The organism is Qipengyuania gaetbuli (assembly GCF_020524765.1).
Lineage (GTDB): Bacteria > Pseudomonadota > Alphaproteobacteria > Sphingomonadales > Sphingomonadaceae > Qipengyuania > Qipengyuania gaetbuli_A.
This window is the reverse complement of sequence record NZ_JAIVLR010000001.1, coordinates 298649-315422: the sequence shown is the minus strand read 5'-3', so window position 1 is coordinate 315422 and position 16774 is coordinate 298649. Positions and strand designations below refer to the sequence as shown.

16 protein-coding genes and 1 other RNA gene are annotated in these 16774 nt (G+C 65.4%); 12 read left to right on the top strand and 5 right to left on the bottom strand.

Annotated elements, in window-relative coordinates; genetic code table 11:
- The first annotated feature begins 54 nt into the window (after positions 1-54).
- Positions 55-528, top strand: coding sequence for a DUF6456 domain-containing protein (locus LC083_RS01635; protein ID WP_226698916.1), 474 nt, complete (start codon positions 55-57; stop codon positions 526-528).
- Here LC083_RS01635 and LC083_RS01630 read toward each other — a convergent pair.
- From LC083_RS01630 to LC083_RS01620, 3 genes are read right to left on the bottom strand one after another with little or no spacing between them, the layout of a single operon-like run.
- The gene (locus tag LC083_RS01630) at positions 513-1091 is read right to left on the bottom strand and encodes a uracil-DNA glycosylase family protein (protein WP_226698915.1); all 579 of its coding nucleotides are present in this window, start codon (positions 1089-1091) and stop codon (positions 513-515) included. The genes LC083_RS01635 and LC083_RS01630 overlap by 16 nt on opposite strands.
- A complete protein-coding gene (locus LC083_RS01625; protein ID WP_226698914.1) occupies positions 1088-2899 on the bottom strand; it encodes an ABC-F family ATP-binding cassette domain-containing protein in 1812 nt (603 codons plus the stop codon). The genes LC083_RS01630 and LC083_RS01625 overlap by 4 nt, the downstream gene beginning before the upstream one ends.
- A 42-nt stretch (positions 2900-2941) precedes the next feature.
- Complete coding sequence (locus LC083_RS01620; RefSeq protein WP_226698913.1) at positions 2942-4516, bottom strand: amidohydrolase family protein; 1575 nt, start codon at positions 4514-4516, stop codon at positions 2942-2944.
- 130 nt (positions 4517-4646) lie between these two features.
- On the opposite strand from LC083_RS01620, the gene LC083_RS01615 reads away from it, so the two are divergent.
- The 4 genes from LC083_RS01615 to LC083_RS01600 all read left to right on the top strand — a co-directional run bounded on the left by LC083_RS01615 (position 4647) and on the right by LC083_RS01600 (position 7961).
- Positions 4647-5372, top strand: coding sequence for an SIMPL domain-containing protein (locus LC083_RS01615; protein ID WP_226698912.1), 726 nt, complete (start codon positions 4647-4649; stop codon positions 5370-5372).
- A gap of 62 nt (positions 5373-5434) precedes the next feature.
- Positions 5435-5740, top strand: coding sequence for a PepSY domain-containing protein (locus LC083_RS01610; protein WP_222554130.1), 306 nt, complete (start codon positions 5435-5437; stop codon positions 5738-5740).
- An 81-nt stretch (positions 5741-5821) separates the two neighbouring features.
- A complete protein-coding gene (locus LC083_RS01605) occupies positions 5822-6499 on the top strand; it encodes a response regulator transcription factor (protein ID WP_160607510.1) in 678 nt (225 codons plus the stop codon).
- A gap of 121 nt (positions 6500-6620) precedes the next feature.
- The gene (locus LC083_RS01600) at positions 6621-7961 is read left to right on the top strand and encodes an ATP-binding protein (protein WP_226699998.1); all 1341 of its coding nucleotides are present in this window, start codon (positions 6621-6623) and stop codon (positions 7959-7961) included.
- On the opposite strand, the gene LC083_RS01595 is transcribed toward LC083_RS01600, so the two are convergent.
- Complete coding sequence (locus LC083_RS01595; RefSeq protein WP_224830769.1) at positions 7958-8254, bottom strand: chorismate mutase; 297 nt, start codon at positions 8252-8254, stop codon at positions 7958-7960. The genes LC083_RS01600 and LC083_RS01595 overlap by 4 nt on opposite strands.
- 66 nt (positions 8255-8320) lie before the next feature.
- On the opposite strand from LC083_RS01595, the gene LC083_RS01590 reads away from it, so the two are divergent.
- Positions 8321-9337 carry a polyprenyl synthetase family protein gene (locus tag LC083_RS01590; RefSeq protein WP_226698911.1) on the top strand — a complete coding sequence of 339 codons (1017 nt, stop codon included), beginning with the start codon at positions 8321-8323 and terminating at the stop codon, positions 9335-9337.
- 63 nt (positions 9338-9400) lie between these two features.
- Here the strand turns inward: LC083_RS01590 and LC083_RS01585 are convergent, their stop codons facing one another.
- A complete protein-coding gene (locus tag LC083_RS01585; RefSeq protein ID WP_226698910.1) occupies positions 9401-10207 on the bottom strand; it encodes a hypothetical protein in 807 nt (268 codons plus the stop codon).
- Between the two features lie 230 nt (positions 10208-10437).
- Between LC083_RS01585 and hrpB the strand changes: the two genes are divergently transcribed.
- From hrpB to LC083_RS01555, 6 genes are all read left to right on the top strand, one after another.
- Positions 10438-12864, top strand: coding sequence for an ATP-dependent helicase HrpB (gene hrpB / locus LC083_RS01580; RefSeq protein WP_226698909.1), 2427 nt, complete (start codon positions 10438-10440; stop codon positions 12862-12864).
- An 18-nt stretch (positions 12865-12882) separates the two neighbouring features.
- Positions 12883-13161, top strand: coding sequence for an ETC complex I subunit (locus LC083_RS01575; protein ID WP_224830765.1), 279 nt, complete (start codon positions 12883-12885; stop codon positions 13159-13161).
- A 96-nt stretch (positions 13162-13257) separates the two neighbouring features.
- Positions 13258-14334, top strand: a complete 1077-nt coding sequence (locus LC083_RS01570) for a hypothetical protein (RefSeq protein ID WP_226698908.1) — start codon at positions 13258-13260, stop codon at positions 14332-14334.
- 50 nt (positions 14335-14384) lie between these two features.
- An RNA gene (gene ffs / locus LC083_RS01565) (signal recognition particle sRNA small type) lies at positions 14385-14479 on the top strand.
- A gap of 61 nt (positions 14480-14540) precedes the next feature.
- Complete coding sequence (locus LC083_RS01560) at positions 14541-16370, top strand: DNA polymerase III subunit gamma/tau (RefSeq protein WP_226698907.1); 1830 nt, start codon at positions 14541-14543, stop codon at positions 16368-16370.
- Entirely contained in the window at positions 16367-16705 is a 339-nt protein-coding gene (locus tag LC083_RS01555; protein ID WP_226698906.1) for a YbaB/EbfC family nucleoid-associated protein, read from the top strand. The genes LC083_RS01560 and LC083_RS01555 overlap by 4 nt, the downstream gene beginning before the upstream one ends.
- Positions 16706-16774 lie beyond the last annotated feature (69 nt).

Sequence of the window (16774 nt, the reverse complement as noted above, 5' to 3'; positions counted from 1 at the left end):
TCCTACACTAACCGAAACTTTGCAAGGGCTCTCCTCAAACAAAGGAGATTGCCGATGCGCCGCGAACTGGTTGAACGGGAATTGACGGAAACCGGCGTGAGCGGTCGTGGCTCAGAAAGGCGCGCTAAGCGAACCGTAACGGTAAATCTCGCCGAGAGCCCTTTGTCCTGGCTCCATGCCCGGGGACATCTGGACGACCGCCTCTTCCAGGCCGGGGAACGGCTTCGGCTGGATTACGAGCGGGCCCAGCTATCGCCCGGCGTCACCATGCGCTGGGACCCGGTGCGCGTCGACGGAGGCGGCGGTGACGGCATGACGCCGACCGAGCGCCAGATTGCGGCCAAGGCCCGGTTCGACGGGGCGATGGCCGAAGCGGGCAGCGGGCTGTCCGATGTCCTGTGGCGCGTGGTCTGCGGCTGCGAGAGCCTGCCAGAAGCGGAGAAGGGCCTCGGCTGGCCGGCGCGCAGCGGGAAGCTGGTGCTGAAGCTGGCGCTCGACCGCGTTGCGGATTTCTACCGGATCCGCTGAGCCACTGCCTCTCGCAGGGCGGGCACGAGCTCTGCCTCGAACCAAGGATGGGCGCGCATGAACATGGTGCTGCGCCATGAGGGGTGGGGTAGGGGCAGATATTCCGGAAGATAGTCGCGGTAATTCCCAACGCGCTCTGCCAGCGAGAGCTTTCGCGTTTCTGGAAGGTAACGCGCCTGCGCATAAGTGCCGACCAGCAGGGTGAGCCGGTCTTCGGGCAAAAGGTCCAGCACGCGATCGTGCCATTGCGGCGCGCATTCGGGGCGCGGGGGCTTGTCCCCGCCGCTGGCCTTGCCGGGATAGCAGAAACCCATCGGCACGAGCGCAACCTGCGCGGGATCGTACATCTGCTCGCGGGTCAGGCCGGTCCATTCGCGCAGGCGGTCACCGCTCGCATCGTCCCACGGGATGCCGCTTTCATGAACCTTCGATCCGGGGGCCTGGCCGATGATCAGCAGCCGTGCAGTAGGGGAGAAGCTGGCAACCGGCCTGACCCCGTGCGGCAGGTGCCTTTCGCACAGCCGGCAAGCGGCGATCTCGTCGGCCAGCCGCTCTGCGCTCAAAGCGCCTCGACCATTTCCGCCAGCATCAGCCAGCGTTCTTCCGCTGCGTCCTTTTCGGCGCGGGCATTCTCGATGCCCTTGCTGATGGTCGCGAATTTCTGCGGGTCGGAGGTGTAGAGATCGGGATCGGACAGGATCGTCTCGCCCTTGGCGATGGCCGCTTCCAGCTCCTCTATCCGCGCAGGCAGCAGCTCGAAATCGCGCTGGTCCTTGTAGGACAGCTTGGTCGGTTTGGACGGCGGCGGGGCAGGGGCGGGCGCAGGAGCGGCGGACTTGTCGTCCTTCTTCCCCTTGCCGGAAACCGGCAGGCGGCGCTTGGCCTCCCAGTCTTCGTAACCCCCCGCGACCACGTCCACCTTGCCGGTTCCGTCGAGGCCGAGCGTGATTGTGACGGTACGGTCGAGGAAGTCGCGGTCGTGGCTGACGATGAGGACCGTGCCTTCGTAATCGGCAATCACTTCCTGCAGCAGGTCGAGCGTTTCTAGGTCGAGATCGTTGGTCGGCTCGTCCAGCACCAGCAGGTTCGATGCCTTGGCGAATTCGCGGGCCAGCAGCAGGCGGCTGCGTTCACCGCCCGACAGCACCGCGACCTTCATGTCGACGATCTTGGGGTCGAACAGGAACTCCTTCAGATAGCCCTGCACGTGTTTGCGCACACCGCGAACGTCGATCCAGTCGCCGCCTTCGGCCAGCACCTGCCGCACGGTCTTGTCCTCGCCGAGCAGCTGGCGCTGCTGGTCGATCATTACGCCGGTCAGCGTCTTGGCAATGTCGACCGTGCCGCTGTCGGGCTCCATCTCGCCGGTCAGCATCTTCAGCAGCGTGGTCTTGCCCGCCCCGTTCGCACCGACGATGCCGATCCGGTCGCCGCGCTGGATGCGCAGCGAGAAGGGCTTGATGATCGTGCGGTCGCCATAGGACTTGGTGATGTTCTCGGCGACGATGACCGACTTCGACTTGAAGTCTTCTTCCGTGGCGAGCTTGAGCTTGGCCGTGCCTGCGCTGGCGATCATCGAGGCGCGCTGGGCGCGCATCTGCCACAGCTTCTCGAGCCGTCCCTGGTTGCGCTTGCGCCGCGCGGTCACGCCGCGTTCGAGCCAGTGGGCCTCGATCTTCAGCTTGGCGTCGAGCTTTTCCGCCGCGCGCGCTTCCTCGGCATAGACCTGTTCTTCCCACGCTTCGTAGCCGCCGAAGCCCACTTCCTTGCGCCGCAGGATGCCGCGGTCGAGCCAGATGGTCGCGCGGGTCAGGCGCTTCAGGAAGGTGCGGTCGTGGCTGATGACCACGAAGGCGCCGCGATAACGTTCGAGCCAGCCTTCCAGCCAGTCGATCGCGCCAAGGTCGAGGTGGTTGGTCGGCTCGTCCATCAGCAGCAGGTCGGGGTCCTGCGCCAGTGCGCGGGCAATGGCCGCGCGGCGTTTCTCGCCTCCGCTGGCGCCCTTCGTCTCGCGGCTCATGTCGATGCCGAGCTGGCCGGCGATAGCCTCCACCTCGTGCTCCTGCGGGGCGTGCTCGCCGGCGAGCGCCCAGTCGAGCAGGGTCTTGTAACCCGAAAGGTCAGGATCCTGTTCGAGCAGCACGATCTTGGCGTGCGGCTTCACCTTGCGTGTGCCCGCATCGGTTTCTATGCGCCCGTCGATCATGCGGAAGAGCGTCGTCTTGCCGACGCCGTTGCGGCCGATCAGCGCCAGCCGGTCGCGCGGGCCGATGTGGAGGTCCAGCGGGGCGTGGTCGGGGCCGCCGAACAGCCATTTGCCGCCCTGCTGCAGGGCCATGCCTTCGAGGCTGAGGATGGGGGGCTGTGCCATGTCGGGCCGCGAGGTAGTCGCGCGGCCCGCAAGCTGCAAGCGCTACTCGCCCGAAGGTTGCTGAGCCTTCTGCGCTTCGACCATGGCGGCCACGCTTTCGAGCAGTTTCGGCGCGTCGTAGACCACGCCGTCCTTGATCGTCCAGCGCACGCCGCCGACCTGCTCGATCTCTCCGCTCTCGTAATTGAGCTTCGTATGGCCGGTGCCATAGAGCAGCTTCAGATTGTCGAGCGGATTGCCCGGCACGATGACGAGATCGGCCAGCTTGCCGACCTGGATCGTACCCATGGGCGGTTCCTCCCCGCGCGGATCGTAGATTTCCTGAGCACCCGAAATGGTCGCGGCTCGGATCACTTCCAGCGGGGAAAGGCCCGCCTCGCGCAGCATTTCAAGCTCGCCGATATAGGCGAAGCCCCAGGTCTGGTAGATATAGCCCGGATCGCTGCCCGCCGTGACGCGTCCGCCGCGGCGGTGGAATTCTGCCGTCAAGTCGAACCAGTAACGGTAGAACTTGCGCCAGGCGACCTCGTCCTCGGTGCTCCAGTCCTTGTAATAGCTGCCGTGATTGGTCGCGCTGGGGGCGTAGAAATCCATCAGCGAAGGCAGCGAATAGCGCGCGTGCCAGTCGCGGTTCTTGGCCGCCATCACATCGCGGCTGGCGGAATAGATGTTGAAGGTGGGGCTCAGCGTCACGCCGCTTTCGACCAGGAAGTCGATGTACTCGTCCCATTCCTCGCTGCCCGGCTTGACCACCTGGTCGGCAAGCCGCGCGACCCAGCCGAAGCGCGATTGCTCGTCGAAATAGTTGTAGCCTTCGGGATAGCGGACCAGCGCATTGTCGCTCAGCAGGCTTTCGAAGTGGCCGTAGAAATGGGTCACACCGTCGAGGCCCAGTTCAACCGCCTTCTTCGCATTGACGCGCTGCACGCCCGGCTGGGCGAGGTGGGCGACCGTGCCCATGCCATGCTTCTCCGCCTCGTCCAGTGCGGCGGCGAAGACATCGGGCATCAGCGAGTTGAAGAACTTGATCCCCCAGAACCCCTGCGCTTTGGCCCAGCGCACCCATTCGCGCGCGCCGGCTTCAGTGGTTGGGGCGGGGCGGCCCCATTTGTCGCCGAACACGGCGTAGGGATAGAGCCGCGGCGCGACGATGGTGTTCGCCGCGCTGCGCTGGGCATCGGTCAGGTCGGGCTGGCCGGGCCCGAAATAGAACGAGACGCCGCGCACGCTGGTGACCCCGTGTGCGAGCCACAGGCGATAGCCATAGGACGGCTGGGCGGCCTTGCCCGGATCGCCATTGTGGCCATGCACGTCGACGAAGCCGGGCATGACGGTCATGCCGCGCGCATCGAGCACGCGCGATGCACCGGCCTTCACCGCGTCAGGGGCGCCGCCGCCGTGGATCGCGGCGATGCGGTTGCCCTCGATGACGATATCGACCGGACCCATCGGCGGGGCGCCAGACCCTTCGATCATGGTCGCGCCGGACACGATGAGGGTCTCGAAAGGACCTTCCGCCTCGCCCGGCAGGCGATCGGGGACGGGCTGCATCTGCGCCGAAGCACTGCTCGCCATCACGACGATTGCCATGCCGGCCAGGAATTTGCGGATACCCATTCTCGTCCCCCTGATTTCGTTTCGGGCTGGCTAACGGCTTCACGGCGACAAGGGAAGCGGGGAACCGAACCGTTCAGCCATCGGTAAAGCGGGAATGCCGAAAAGGTACCGAGGTTTAAGGAGTTACGCCATGTCCCGCATCACCGTTACCGCTGCCGCCATCGCCGCTATTGCCGCCGCTTCGCCTGCCTTGGGAGCCGAGATCCAGATTGCCGCCACCGGTCCGGTAGTGGAACTGACCGTCAACGAGGTGGTCCGTACGGCACCCGATGTCGCGGGGGTCGGGGCAGGGGTGACCACGCGGGCCGCCACGGCTCAGGAGGCCGTGCGCCTCAACGCGCAGCAGATGGAACGGCTGATCGACAAGCTCCGTTCGCTCGGCATAGCGCGCAAGGATATCCAGACCTCGAACTTCAACCTCAACGCGCAGTACCAGTACAACAATGACGGCCGCCAGCCGACCTTTGTGGGTTATGACGTGACCAACCAGCTCAACGTGAAGCTGCGCGACCTCAAACGTGCAGGCGAGGTGCTCGACGCTTTGGTCAGCGCGGGTGCGAACAACATTTACGGCCCGAACTTCATGCTGGAGGACGACAAGGAAGCGAAGCAGGCCGCGCGCAAGGCGGCTTTCGCCAGCGGGCGCGCCATGGCCGAGGAATATGCACGCATGAGCGGCTATACCGGCGTGCGCCTGCTCGAAGTGTCCGAAAGTTACCAGAGCTACGGCCCGATGATGCGCGGCGAGGGCGCTATCGCGGTCACCGCTGTCTCGGCAGATGCGACGACCCAGATCGAGCCGGGCGAGGTCGGAACCGGCGTTTCGGTGCTGGTGAAATACGAAATGACCCGCTGAACGGGCGCGAAAGGCAGTATTCACACCTTGTTCAATGGATCGCGATTAGTCACACAGGCACCATGAAACGCCTGCTCTCCTCCATTCTCGCCGTCGGCCTCGTCGCCGGCCCGATCGCTGCGGCCCCGCTCGCGGCGCAGAGCCGTTCCGACCAGGGCGAAGCGCGTAAGGAAATGAGCGCGGGCCGCACGCTTTCGCTCCGCCAGATCGAGGCGCGCATCCTGCCGACCATGGGCGATGCCGAATATCTCGGCCCCGCCTACGACAGTGTGGCCGTGGCCTATCGCCTCAAATTCATCCGCAACGGCCGCGTGCTGTTCGTGGACGTCGATGCGCGCACCGGCCGGGTAATCCGGCGCAGCAACTGATCGCCGGAGAAACTCCGTTCATCTTGACGCGTTCATCTACATGAACGACACGCGTCACAAAGGTTACAAGGACGGAAATTCATGCGGATCCTGATTGTCGAGGACGAGCCCACGCTCGGCCTCCAGCTCAAAACCACTCTCGAACAGAACGGCTATGCAGTCGATTTGTCGACCGATGGCGAGGACGGCCATTTCCTCGGCTCGACCGAGGATTACGATGCCGTCATCCTCGATCTCGGCCTGCCTGAAATCGACGGGCTGACCGTGCTGGGCATGTGGCGCAAGGAAGGCCGCAAGTTCCCCGTGCTGGTGCTGACCGCGCGTGACAGCTGGTCGGACAAGGTCGCAGGCCTCGATGCAGGTGCCGACGATTACCTCGCCAAGCCGTTCCAGACCGAAGAACTGATCGCCCGCCTGCGCGCGCTGATCCGCCGTGCTTCGGGTAATACCTCCAGCGAACTGACTGCAGGCCAGGTGCGTCTCGACACGCGTTCGGGCCGCGTCACGCTTGCAGGCGAACCGGTCAAGCTGACCGCGCAGGAATACAAGCTGCTGAGCTACCTCATGCACCACAAGGGCAAGGTGGTCAGCCGCACCGAACTGATCGAGCATATCTACGATCAGGATTTCGACCGCGATTCCAACACGATCGAGGTCTTCGTCACGCGCATCCGCAAGAAGCTGGGCGCGGAAGTGATCACGACCATCCGTGGACTTGGGTACAGCCTCGACGACCCCGCAGACGCACCCCGGGCCTGAGGATACTCCGGCTGCCGAGGCGCGTCGCGCGGCGGTGACCCCGCCCGCCGATACGCCTGCGCCCGAAGACGCGGGGGTGACGGTTCCGGCCGGCCCACCCCGCCGCAGCCTTGCCAAGCGCATGATGGCGATCGCCGCGGTGTGGATCGCGGTGCTGTTGCTGGGCGGCGGCTTCGCGCTCGACCGCACGCTGACGCGCATGGTCGAGAAGAATTTCGACGACCAGCTGGAATATCTTCTCAACGCCATGCTGGTGGTGGCCGAAGTAGGCCCGGACGGTGAAATCTACTTCAACCGCCCGGTCGGCGAGCCGCGCTTCCTCGAGCCCAACAGCGGGCTCTACTACCAGATCAGCGCGGAAGGGCAGGAAGGCTACACCTCGGATTCGCTCGAACCCTCCCTGTCCCGCTCTCTGTGGGACAGTCCGCTGAAGCTGCGGCAGGATCATTTCGACGACGATCCGCATTTCTACGACAGCTACCAGTTTGCAGGCGAACCCCTGCGCATCGTGGAGCGCAGCGTCATCCTGCCCGATAGCGACGCGCGCTGGACCTTCGCGGTAGCCTCGGCGCGCGAGGAACTGGATTTCCAGATCTCGCGCATCCGCTCCATCCTCGTTTGGAGCTTTGCCGCGCTTGCCTTGGGGCTGCTCATTATGGCCGCGCTTCAGAGCTATTACGGCCTTTCGCCCCTGCGCCGCGTGCGGGCGGCGATCCAGTCCATGCGCTCCGAAGGGGCCAACCGGATTACCGAACCGCTGCCGCTGGAAGTCGAGCCGCTGGTGGAGGAAATCAACGGCTTGCTCGCCCATAGCGAGAAACAGGCTGAAGAGGCGCGGATGCATGCGGGCAATCTGGCCCATGCGCTGAAAACCCCTCTGACCGTGCTGACCAATGCCGCGACGGCCAACGATCCGCAGTTGTCCGACCTCGTCTTCCGCGAGACCAAGACGATGCAGCGCCATGTCGAGCATCATCTTGCACGTGCACGGGCAGTGGGCCGCAGGGCGTCGGGCCATTCGCGCGCCGATGTCTGGCCGAGCGCGGAAAGCGTGCTGCGCGCAGTTACGCGCATTTACGAGAACACGCGCTTTGATGTCGACGGCAACAAGCAGGCCGCCGTGTCGATCGAGCGGCAGGACCTCGACGAAATTCTCGGCAATTTGATCGAGAACGCGGCGAAATACGGCGGCGGCAGCGTCTTCGTCACCATCGATGCCGACCGCGAGGCCAAGGACTGCACCATCTGGGTCGAAGACGACGGCGAAGGCATCCCGCCGAGCGAGCGGACCCGCATCTTCGACCGCGGCGCACGGCTCGACACGGGCAAGCCGGGCACGGGCCTTGGCCTTGCCATCGTACGCGATGTTGCCGAAATCTACGGCGGATCGGTGGAGCTCGGCGAAAGCGAGGACCTGGGCGGGCTGCTGGTCAGCCTAACCCTGCCACGCGCCGGAGGCTAACCCTCGCGCGCCTGTTCGTGGTGGCGGATCACCTCGTCGATGATGAAGCGCAGGAATTTCTCGCTGAACTCGGGGTCAAGCTCGCTCTCCTCGGCCAGCCTGCGCAGGCGCGCGATCTGTTCCTGTTCGCGCGAAGGGTCGGCCGGAGGCAGCGTTGCCTTGGCCTTGTATGCGCCGACGGCCTGCGTGATGCGGAACCGTTCGGCAAGCATGTGCACGATGGCCGCGTCGATATTGTCGATGCTCTTGCGATACCCGGCAAGGACCGGATCCTGGGCTGGCGCGTTGGTCATGTGAAGCACGCTATCATCAATTCCCCGCTTGCCAAGAAAGCAAGTGCAGACCATGGCCAAGCCGAAATGACAGCCGACGTCGTACCTCTTCCGCGCAAAGGGCCCGAGCCCTCGATCGAGCCGATGCTGGCGCTGACCGCGTCGGGCATGAACCAGGTCAACCAGGTCATCCTCGACCGGATGCAGAGCGAAGTGCCGCTCATTCCAGCGCTGGCCGGCCACCTGATTTCGGGCGGGGGCAAGCGACTGCGTCCCATGCTCACGCTCGCCGGTGCGGAACTGGTGGGGTACAGCGGCACGCGCCACTACAAGCTGGCTGCTGCGGTTGAATTCATCCACACCGCCACGCTGCTGCACGACGACGTGGTCGACGGCAGCGACCTGCGCCGCGGCAAGGCTGCGGCCAACATCATCTTCGGCAATCCTGCCACTGTGCTGGTGGGCGATTTCCTGTTCAGCCGCAGCTTCGAACTGATGACCGAGGACGGCAGCCTCAAGGTGCTCAAGATCCTGTCGGGCGCCTCGGCGATCATCGCGGAAGGCGAGGTCGACCAGCTGACCGCCCAGCGCAAGATCGACACTTCGGAAGAACGCTACCTCCACATCATCCGCGCCAAGACCGCGGCGCTGTTTGCAGCCGCCAGCCGGATCGCCGCCGTGGTGGCGGAGTGCAACGAGGAAGAGGAACGCGCGCTCGACGAATACGGCCGCAACCTGGGCGTTGCCTTCCAGCTGGTCGACGATGCGCTCGATTACGATGCCGATGCAGCGCAGATGGGCAAGGATCGCGGCGACGATTTCCGCGAAGGCAAGATGACCCTGCCGGTCATCCTCGCCTATGCGCGCGGCAACGAGGAGGAACGCGCTTTCTGGAAAGCCGCCATCGGCGGTTTCCGGACCAGCGATGCCGATCTCGAAGAAGCGATCCGCCTGATCGACAGCCACAATGCCGTGGCCGATACCAAGGCGCGGGCGCGGCACTTTGCCCAGCGCGCGATCGACGCGCTGTCGATCTTCCCCGACGGCAAGGCGCGCCAGGCGATGACGCAGGCTGCCCTTTTCGCAGTTTCGCGCGGCTATTGATCCCAAGCAAAACCCCGGCCCTGCGCAATGCAGGACCGGGGCTTCGTCTATTGGCCCTTTGGCTTACTGGCGCGTTGCGGTCCAGGTCACCTTGCTGCCGTCGCGCGAATCCGTGCTGACGCCCTTGAGCTTGTCGCCCTCGACCGTCAGTTCGGTGACGGAAAGCGTTTCCCCGTCACGCGAATAGGTTTCGCGGTAGCTGTTGTCGCCGGTCTTCTCGACCGCGACCATGGTGCCCGAATTGTCGCCTTCGATCGCCACCGGTTCACCGCCGAGCTTGGCAGTCCAGCTGCTGCCATTGCCGCTGTTGCTCAGCGTATCGCCCTCGAGCGCGAAGGTGAACTTGAGGCCGGCTTCGTCGATGGAATCGATGTTCGCCGTCGTCCACTTGCCCGACATGGCGTGCGAGCCATCCGGACCGGCTGCGGTGCGCGTGAAGGTCGACTTGCCGTTGACCGGAGTGTCGCCGGACAGGTCGGTCCATTCGACCGTTGCGGTCTGCCCGTCTTCGCTGATGGTCATGGTCGAACTGCCGGTGTCCTCGCCCTTGAAGCGGCTGGAGAACTTGACCGTGCGTTCGTCGACGACCTCGATCATCTGGCTGTCTGTACCCGGACGGTCGACCGTCTGCCATTTACCGTCTGCGGCGAAGCCGTAGGGCGGCAGGCAGCTGTTGCACTGGTACTGGCCGTCGGCGAGCACCCAGTCGCGGTTGTCGTTTTCGAAGCTGGCCGATTCGATATCGGCCTTCCATTCGCCGGCGATGGAGCCTGCTTCCGTGCTGGCCGCCTCCGTATCCGCAGTTTCGGAACAGGCGGTTGCCCCCGCCACGAGGGTAAATGCCGCCAGGGCGGTCATCATCTTCTTCATGGTTTTCTCCCTTGCTTTACAGGTGTCCCGCCGTGCGCCTTTGCGCTGTCCGGAGCCCGGGACGACCTCACCCCCTCCACCCGAATGAAAGAGCAAGGAGCGGGGGAAATACCAGCATTTCTGCCGTTTCTGCAAACAGGTGGAGGTTCGTGTGGTATTTCAATCCGATGTGCGAAAAAGCGGGCAGGGAGGGGCTGCGCAAGAGCCGTCGCTGTGCAAAGAGCCGTTTCGTGGCCGACGATCTCCCCATCCATGCTGTCTTGCCGGACCTGCTGGCGGCACTGCGCAGCGGCACCGGCGCCGTGCTCGTCGCTCCGCCGGGGGCGGGCAAGACGACTGCCGTGGCGCCGGCCCTGCTGGGCGAGGACTGGTGCGAGGGGACCGTCATCCTGACCTCGCCCCGCCGCGTTGCCGCGCGTGCAGCGGCCGAACGCATGGCCGAATTGCTGGGCGAGAAGGCGGGCCAGACGATCGGCTACCTGACGCGCCTCGACAGCAAGCGCAGCGCCGCGACTCGCGTGCTGGTCGTGACGGAGGCGATCTTCGTCAACATGATCCTCGACGATCCCGATCTCTCCGGCGTTTCGGCCGTGCTGTTCGACGAGGCGCATGAGCGGCACCTCGACAGCGATCTCGGCCTTGCGCTCGCACTGGAAAGCCGCGCCGTGCTGCGCGAGGATTTGCGCGTTCTGGTCATGTCGGCGACGATCGACGGCGCGCGGTTCGCTTCGCTGGTCGGCGAAGGGACGCCGGTCGTCGAAAGCGAGGGGCGAGCCTACCCGCTGCGGACCGTCTGGCTTGGTTCCTCACCGCAAGAACGGGTCGAAGACGCCATGGCGGCAGCCATCTCGCAGGCCTGGCGCGAGGAGGATGGTGATATCCTCGCCTTCCTGCCCGGCGTGGGGGAAATCGAACGCACGCGGGAACGGCTGGAAGTTCGGCTCCCGACCGCGCTCGTCCTGCCGCTTCACGGGCAGGTCCAGCCTGCCGAGCAGCGCGCCGCGATCCGCCGCGATCTTGAGGGACGCCGGCGCATCGTACTTGCCACCGCGATTGCGGAGACATCGCTGACGCTCGACGGGGTATCCGTCGTCGTCGATGCAGGCCTCTCACGCCGTGCGGAATTCGACCGGGCTGCGGGGACCACGCACCTCGTCACTCACCGCGCGAGCCAGGCTGCCGCGGCCCAGCGCGCAGGCCGTGCAGCGCGGCAAGGGCCGGGTGTCGCCTATCGCCTGTGGGAGGAGGGTGGCCATGCGGGGCGTCCCGCATTCGACCCGCCGGAAATGGCGACATCGGACCTCGCCCCGCTGGTTTTGACGCTGGCGAAATGGGGGGCGAGCAATCCTGCATCGCTGCCGTGGCTCGACGTGCCTCCCGCGCCCTCTGTCGCCGCGGCGAGGGCGACGTTGCAGGCACTTGGCGCATTAGACGGTGACGGGAAGATCACGGCGCGTGGGCAGCAGATGGCCGCGCTCCCGCTCGACCCGGCCTCTGCCGCGATGCTGCTGTTCGGGGCGGAGCACGGCTGCGAGGGCGAGGCGGCGCGGCTCGCCCTGCTGTTGCAGGAACGCGGGCTGGGCGGACGCGGCGAAGACCTCGAAGCGCGGCTTTCGCGCTGGAACACCGACCGTTCCGGCCGAGCGGATGCAAGCCGCAAGCTCGCTGCGCGCTGGGCGGAGCGTGCCCGCGAACTGGTCGGCAAGCGGCCGCGCGAGGATGTCCCGCTCGCCATCCTGCTGGCTGCTGGCAGACCCGAATTCATCGCTAAGCGCCGCGACGGGTCCGGCGAAAGCTGGATCGCGGCGGGAGGGCGCGGCTTCGCGCTTGATCCGGCATCTTCGCTCGCCCGGGCGGATTTCCTCGTCATCGGCGATGCACAAGGGCAGGCGAAGGGCGCGCGGATCACTGCGGCCACCGCGCTTGACGAGAAGGACCTCGAACGCTGGCTGCCCGAGCGGATCGAGCGCAGATCGGTCATCCGCTGGAACGGCAACCGGATCGAGGCGCGGCTTGAACGCAGGCTTGGCGCGATAACGCTTGCCACCGGACCCGATCCTGCGCCCGACGAGGCGGCGATTGTGGACAGCCTTGTGGAAAAAGCGTTGGAAGACATGGGAAAGCTGGTCCCGCGGGAATTGGCGGCACGGGCCCGCTATGCCGCGATTGGAGCCCTGGATCCGGCATCTCTGGCTGGCCAGGCCGATCTCTGGCTCGCACCGCTGCTGGCGGGGCGCCGCGACCTCGACATTCCCAAGGGCAGGCTTGTCGATGCCTTGCTCGGGATGCTCGACTGGAACGAACGCCAGCGCCTCGACAGGGCAGCGCCGCGCGAGTTCACCTCGCCTGCAGGCACCACCCACGCCATCGACTACACCGGCGACGATGCGCCCTGCACGGAAGTGCGGGTGCAGGCGCTGTTCGGGCTCGAGCGGCATCCGATGGTCGGCGACACGCCGCTGCTGCTCAAGCTCACCAGTCCCGCAGGCCGACCCATCCAGGCCACGCGCGACCTGCCGGGCTTTTGGCGCGGCAGCTGGTCGGACGTGTGCAAGGACATGAAGGGCCGCTATCCCAAGCACCGCTGGCCGGAGGAACCGTGGACCGAAAAGCCGAGTTTGAAGACCAAGAACGCCTTTTCAAAAAGCGAGGGCTGAATTAGGGGAGCGGCCACTATGGCGGCACGAATCTACCAGCGACCGAAAAATGCGATGCAGTCCGGCAAGGCCCGGACCGACGAGTGGGTGCTCGAATTCGAGCAGTCCGAAGCGCGCAAGGCGGACCCCCTGATGGGCTGGACCGGCAGCGGCGACACGCAGGTGCAGGTGCAGCTTACCTTCCCGACCAAGGATGCCGCCAAGGCCTATGCCGAAAAATACGGCATTGTCGCACGCGTTCACGCAACGCCGCCCAAGAGCCTCAAGCTGCAGGCCTACGCCGACAATTTCCGGTAGGGTTGTGGTCGCGCGAAACCGCTTGGCGGGTTTGCGCTTCTTTGGCAGATAATCCCACCGGGACTGGCATCATGCCGACCGTGGGATCGATATTGCATGAGATCACGATTTTGCCGGGCCGGCAGGGCGGCCCGCATCGCAGGTACCGTCGCCTTGGGCGTGAGCGCGATGGTGCCGGCACCTGCGCTCGCACAAACGGCCCCGCAGGTTTCGGCGGAATGGATCGACAGCCTCTGTCCCGCGCTTGCTGCCAATGAATTCGTGCTCGGCAAGACGGAAGAAGAGCAGCCAGCCGGCGCGCTGGCCTTGTTCGAATCTCCGGGTGAAGCGCGGGCGCCTTTCTCCTCGGGCTCGGGCGTCTACACGCCTTGGTCGGGGCGGCTTGCCGGTCTGAGCTGGGAAAGCGAACTCGAATACGGCGACCACATGGAAGACTGGCGCGTCGCGCTTGCCGAGACGCTCGCCGCGAACGGCTGGGAGCAGCGCGAGGATACCATGTTCGGCGCAGGTCCGGGATGGTCGGCCCTGGCCTTCGAAAAGACCGAAATTGTCGACGGGAACGAGCGAACGCTCGTCTTCCGTTTCGACACGTTCGACAAATATTCGGTCGATTGCGGGGAAGCGGACATGCTTGCCCTCTACCAGCGCGAGGTCGGGGGCGAACTCGAACCCGGCTCGCCGCGGCCGGTCGATCCCGGCCCACCTGCCAGCGAAACCGAATACCTTGCCCGCTTCGACTGCGCCGATCCCGAAGTCGTCGCAAGGTTCGCGGCAGCAGGCTCTACCGAAGTCGCGGGTCCATACGCGGGAACATTGATCTCGGGCGACATGCCCTATGATGCGCAGGAGCAATACGAACAGCGACTGGGAACGTGGCTCGGCTGGATGTTGCTCGCCTCGGGCAAGATTTCCGACGAAGATTTCTTCGAATTGACCCGCGAAGCCGACGACGTCGTAGAACTCGACTTCGAGGCAAACCTGATGGGCATGATCGGTAGCCTGGAAAACAGCTTCAAGGGGCTTGAGGAAAATAACGGTGCCCGCACCTGCACCGGATACCGGACCATGCTCGAGAGCGGGATCGCCGCAACCAAGGCGAGCTACAACCGCCACCGCCGCATCAACGCAGCGATGATCGCGGAAGCCGGGCGGCTGGGCATCGACATCGACTAGCCAGCCGCATCTTGGCTTGCATCGGGGCTTCCTCGTCGCCATATGCGCCTCCGGGAGTCGGTCGGACGTTTGCGTTCGCTCACCGGGTCAGGTCCGGAAGGAAGCAGCCCAGGTGGATTGCGGCGGGTCGGCCGGCTCCTTTTTCACCCACAATTCGCATTGCTCACGGTGTGACATTTGGCGCGCCAGTGCCTACCTAGTCATGCATGGGTGATTCACCGGAGAATACCGACTCGCTCCCTTGGGAAAGCGAGGCCGAAGAGGCCGCGCCGAGCGCTGCCGAACTCGAGGCGGCAGGGCAGGAATCGATGTTCGGCGCGCCTGCCGAACCGCCGCCTGCTCCCGCTCCGGCGCCCGAACCCGTGGCGGAACCCGAAGCAGCAGAGGAAGCGCCAAAGGCCGCCGAAGCGCCTGCCTCCTCGCAGCCCTACCGCGTGCTGGCGCGCAAGTACCGTCCGCAGACCTTTGCCGAACTCATCGGCCAGGACGCGATGGTCCGCACGCTGGCCAATGCCATCGCCCGCGACCGGCTGGCCCACGCCTTCCTGATGACCGGCGTTCGCGGGGTCGGGAAGACCTCGACCGCGCGCCTCATCGCGAAGGCGCTGAACTGCATCGGGCCGGACGGGCAGGGCGGTCCGACGATCAGCCCCTGCGGCGAATGCGAACCGTGCCGCGCCATCGCGGAAGGTCGCCATATCGACGTGATCGAGATGGACGCCGCCTCGCACACGGGTGTCGACGACGTGCGCGAGATCATCGAGGCGGTGCGCTACGCCGCCGTTTCGGCGCGCTACAAGATCTACATCATCGACGAAGTCCACATGCTGTCGCGCAATGCGTTCAACGCCTTGCTCAAGACTCTTGAGGAACCGCCTGCGCATGTGAAGTTCCTCTTCGCGACGACCGAAGTGGACAAGCTGCCAGTCACCGTCCTCAGCCGCACGCAGCGTTTCGACCTGCGCCGAATCCCGGTGGAACTGCTCGAGGCGCATTTCGCGGAAATCTGCCGCAAGGAAAGCGTCGAGGCCGATGGCGAGGCTTTGCACATCATTGCCAATGCCGCCGAAGGTTCGGTCCGCGACGGGCTTTCCATTCTCGACCAAGCGATTGCCCATGCCGACATGGATACCGGCGGCCGCGTCACCGCGGAACGCGTGCGCGACATGCTCGGCCTTGCGGATCGCGGGGCGCAGCGCAAGCTGTTCGCGCACCTCCTCGATGGCGATGCCAATGCCGCGCTGACCGCAGTGGACGACCAGTATGCGCTGGGCGTCGAACCGCTCGCGCTGATGCGCTCGCTCATGGACATCACCCACCGTATCGCACTGGCGCAGGTCGCGGGCGAAGCGGATGCGCCGACCGTCGAAGAGCGCGAGCAGTTGCAGGACTGGGCCCAGCGGCTGGAGGTCGGCCAGGTCCACCGCCTGTGGCAATTGCTGCTGAAAGGCCATGACGAGGTCAGGCAGGCGCCCGATCCGCTGGTTTCCGCGCGCATGGCATTGCTGCGCGTGCTGCACGCTTCCAACCTGCCCGACCCGGGCAAGCTGGCGAAGAAGCTGGACGAACTGGCCAAGCGCGGTCCGGCACCCGCTGCACCGTCGGAAGGCGGGGCGAGCGCGGCTGCGCCCACGGCCTCGCTCGACTGGGAAGAGCTGGTCGAGAAGGTCGACCATGCCGGGCACCTGCAGGCTGCCAGCATCATGCGCCTGCAAATCCGCCCGATTTCGGTCGAGCAGGGCAAGCTGGTCTATGACCGCCCCGACAATTTCAGCGATGCGATCGAGCCGGTGCTCAAGGACGCGCTCTATGCCGTCAGCGGCGAACGCTGGTTGCTGGAGGCGGGGGACCCGGCCAAGGCGCAGCCCTCGCTGGTCGAACGCGACAAGGCCGCGCGCGAGGAAGCCAAGGCGAAACTGCGCGAACACCCGCTGGTGAAGGCCACTTTCGCGGCATTTCCCGATGCCGAATTGATTGAAGACGGCGCCGAACTCCCCCCGATGCGGCGCGAAATACCCTGGAGCAGAAACGCATGAAATCGATGGAAGAAATGATCGCAGCGGCCCAGAAGGCGGCCGAGACGATCCAGACCCAGATGGGCGAAGCACAGGCCAAGCTCGACAATATCGAGGTCGAAGGCATCGCCGGTGGCGGCCTGGTGAAGGTCCGCGCCACTGCGCGCGGCCGGATCATCGGCGTCCAGATCGACGAAAGCCTGATGAAGCCGGAAGAAAAGCAGATCGTCGAAGACCTCGTCACGGCTGCCTTCAACGATGCGCGCGACAAGGCCGACCGCAAGTCTGCCGAGGAAATGCAGGCCATCCAGAGCGGTATGGGCCTGCCCCCGGGCTTCAACCTGCCGGGAATGTAATCACGCCGGCACCGGCCTGCGGGGCCTGCTGCCCGCCAATCCCCAAGATGTTGCGCCCCCCGCGTTGCG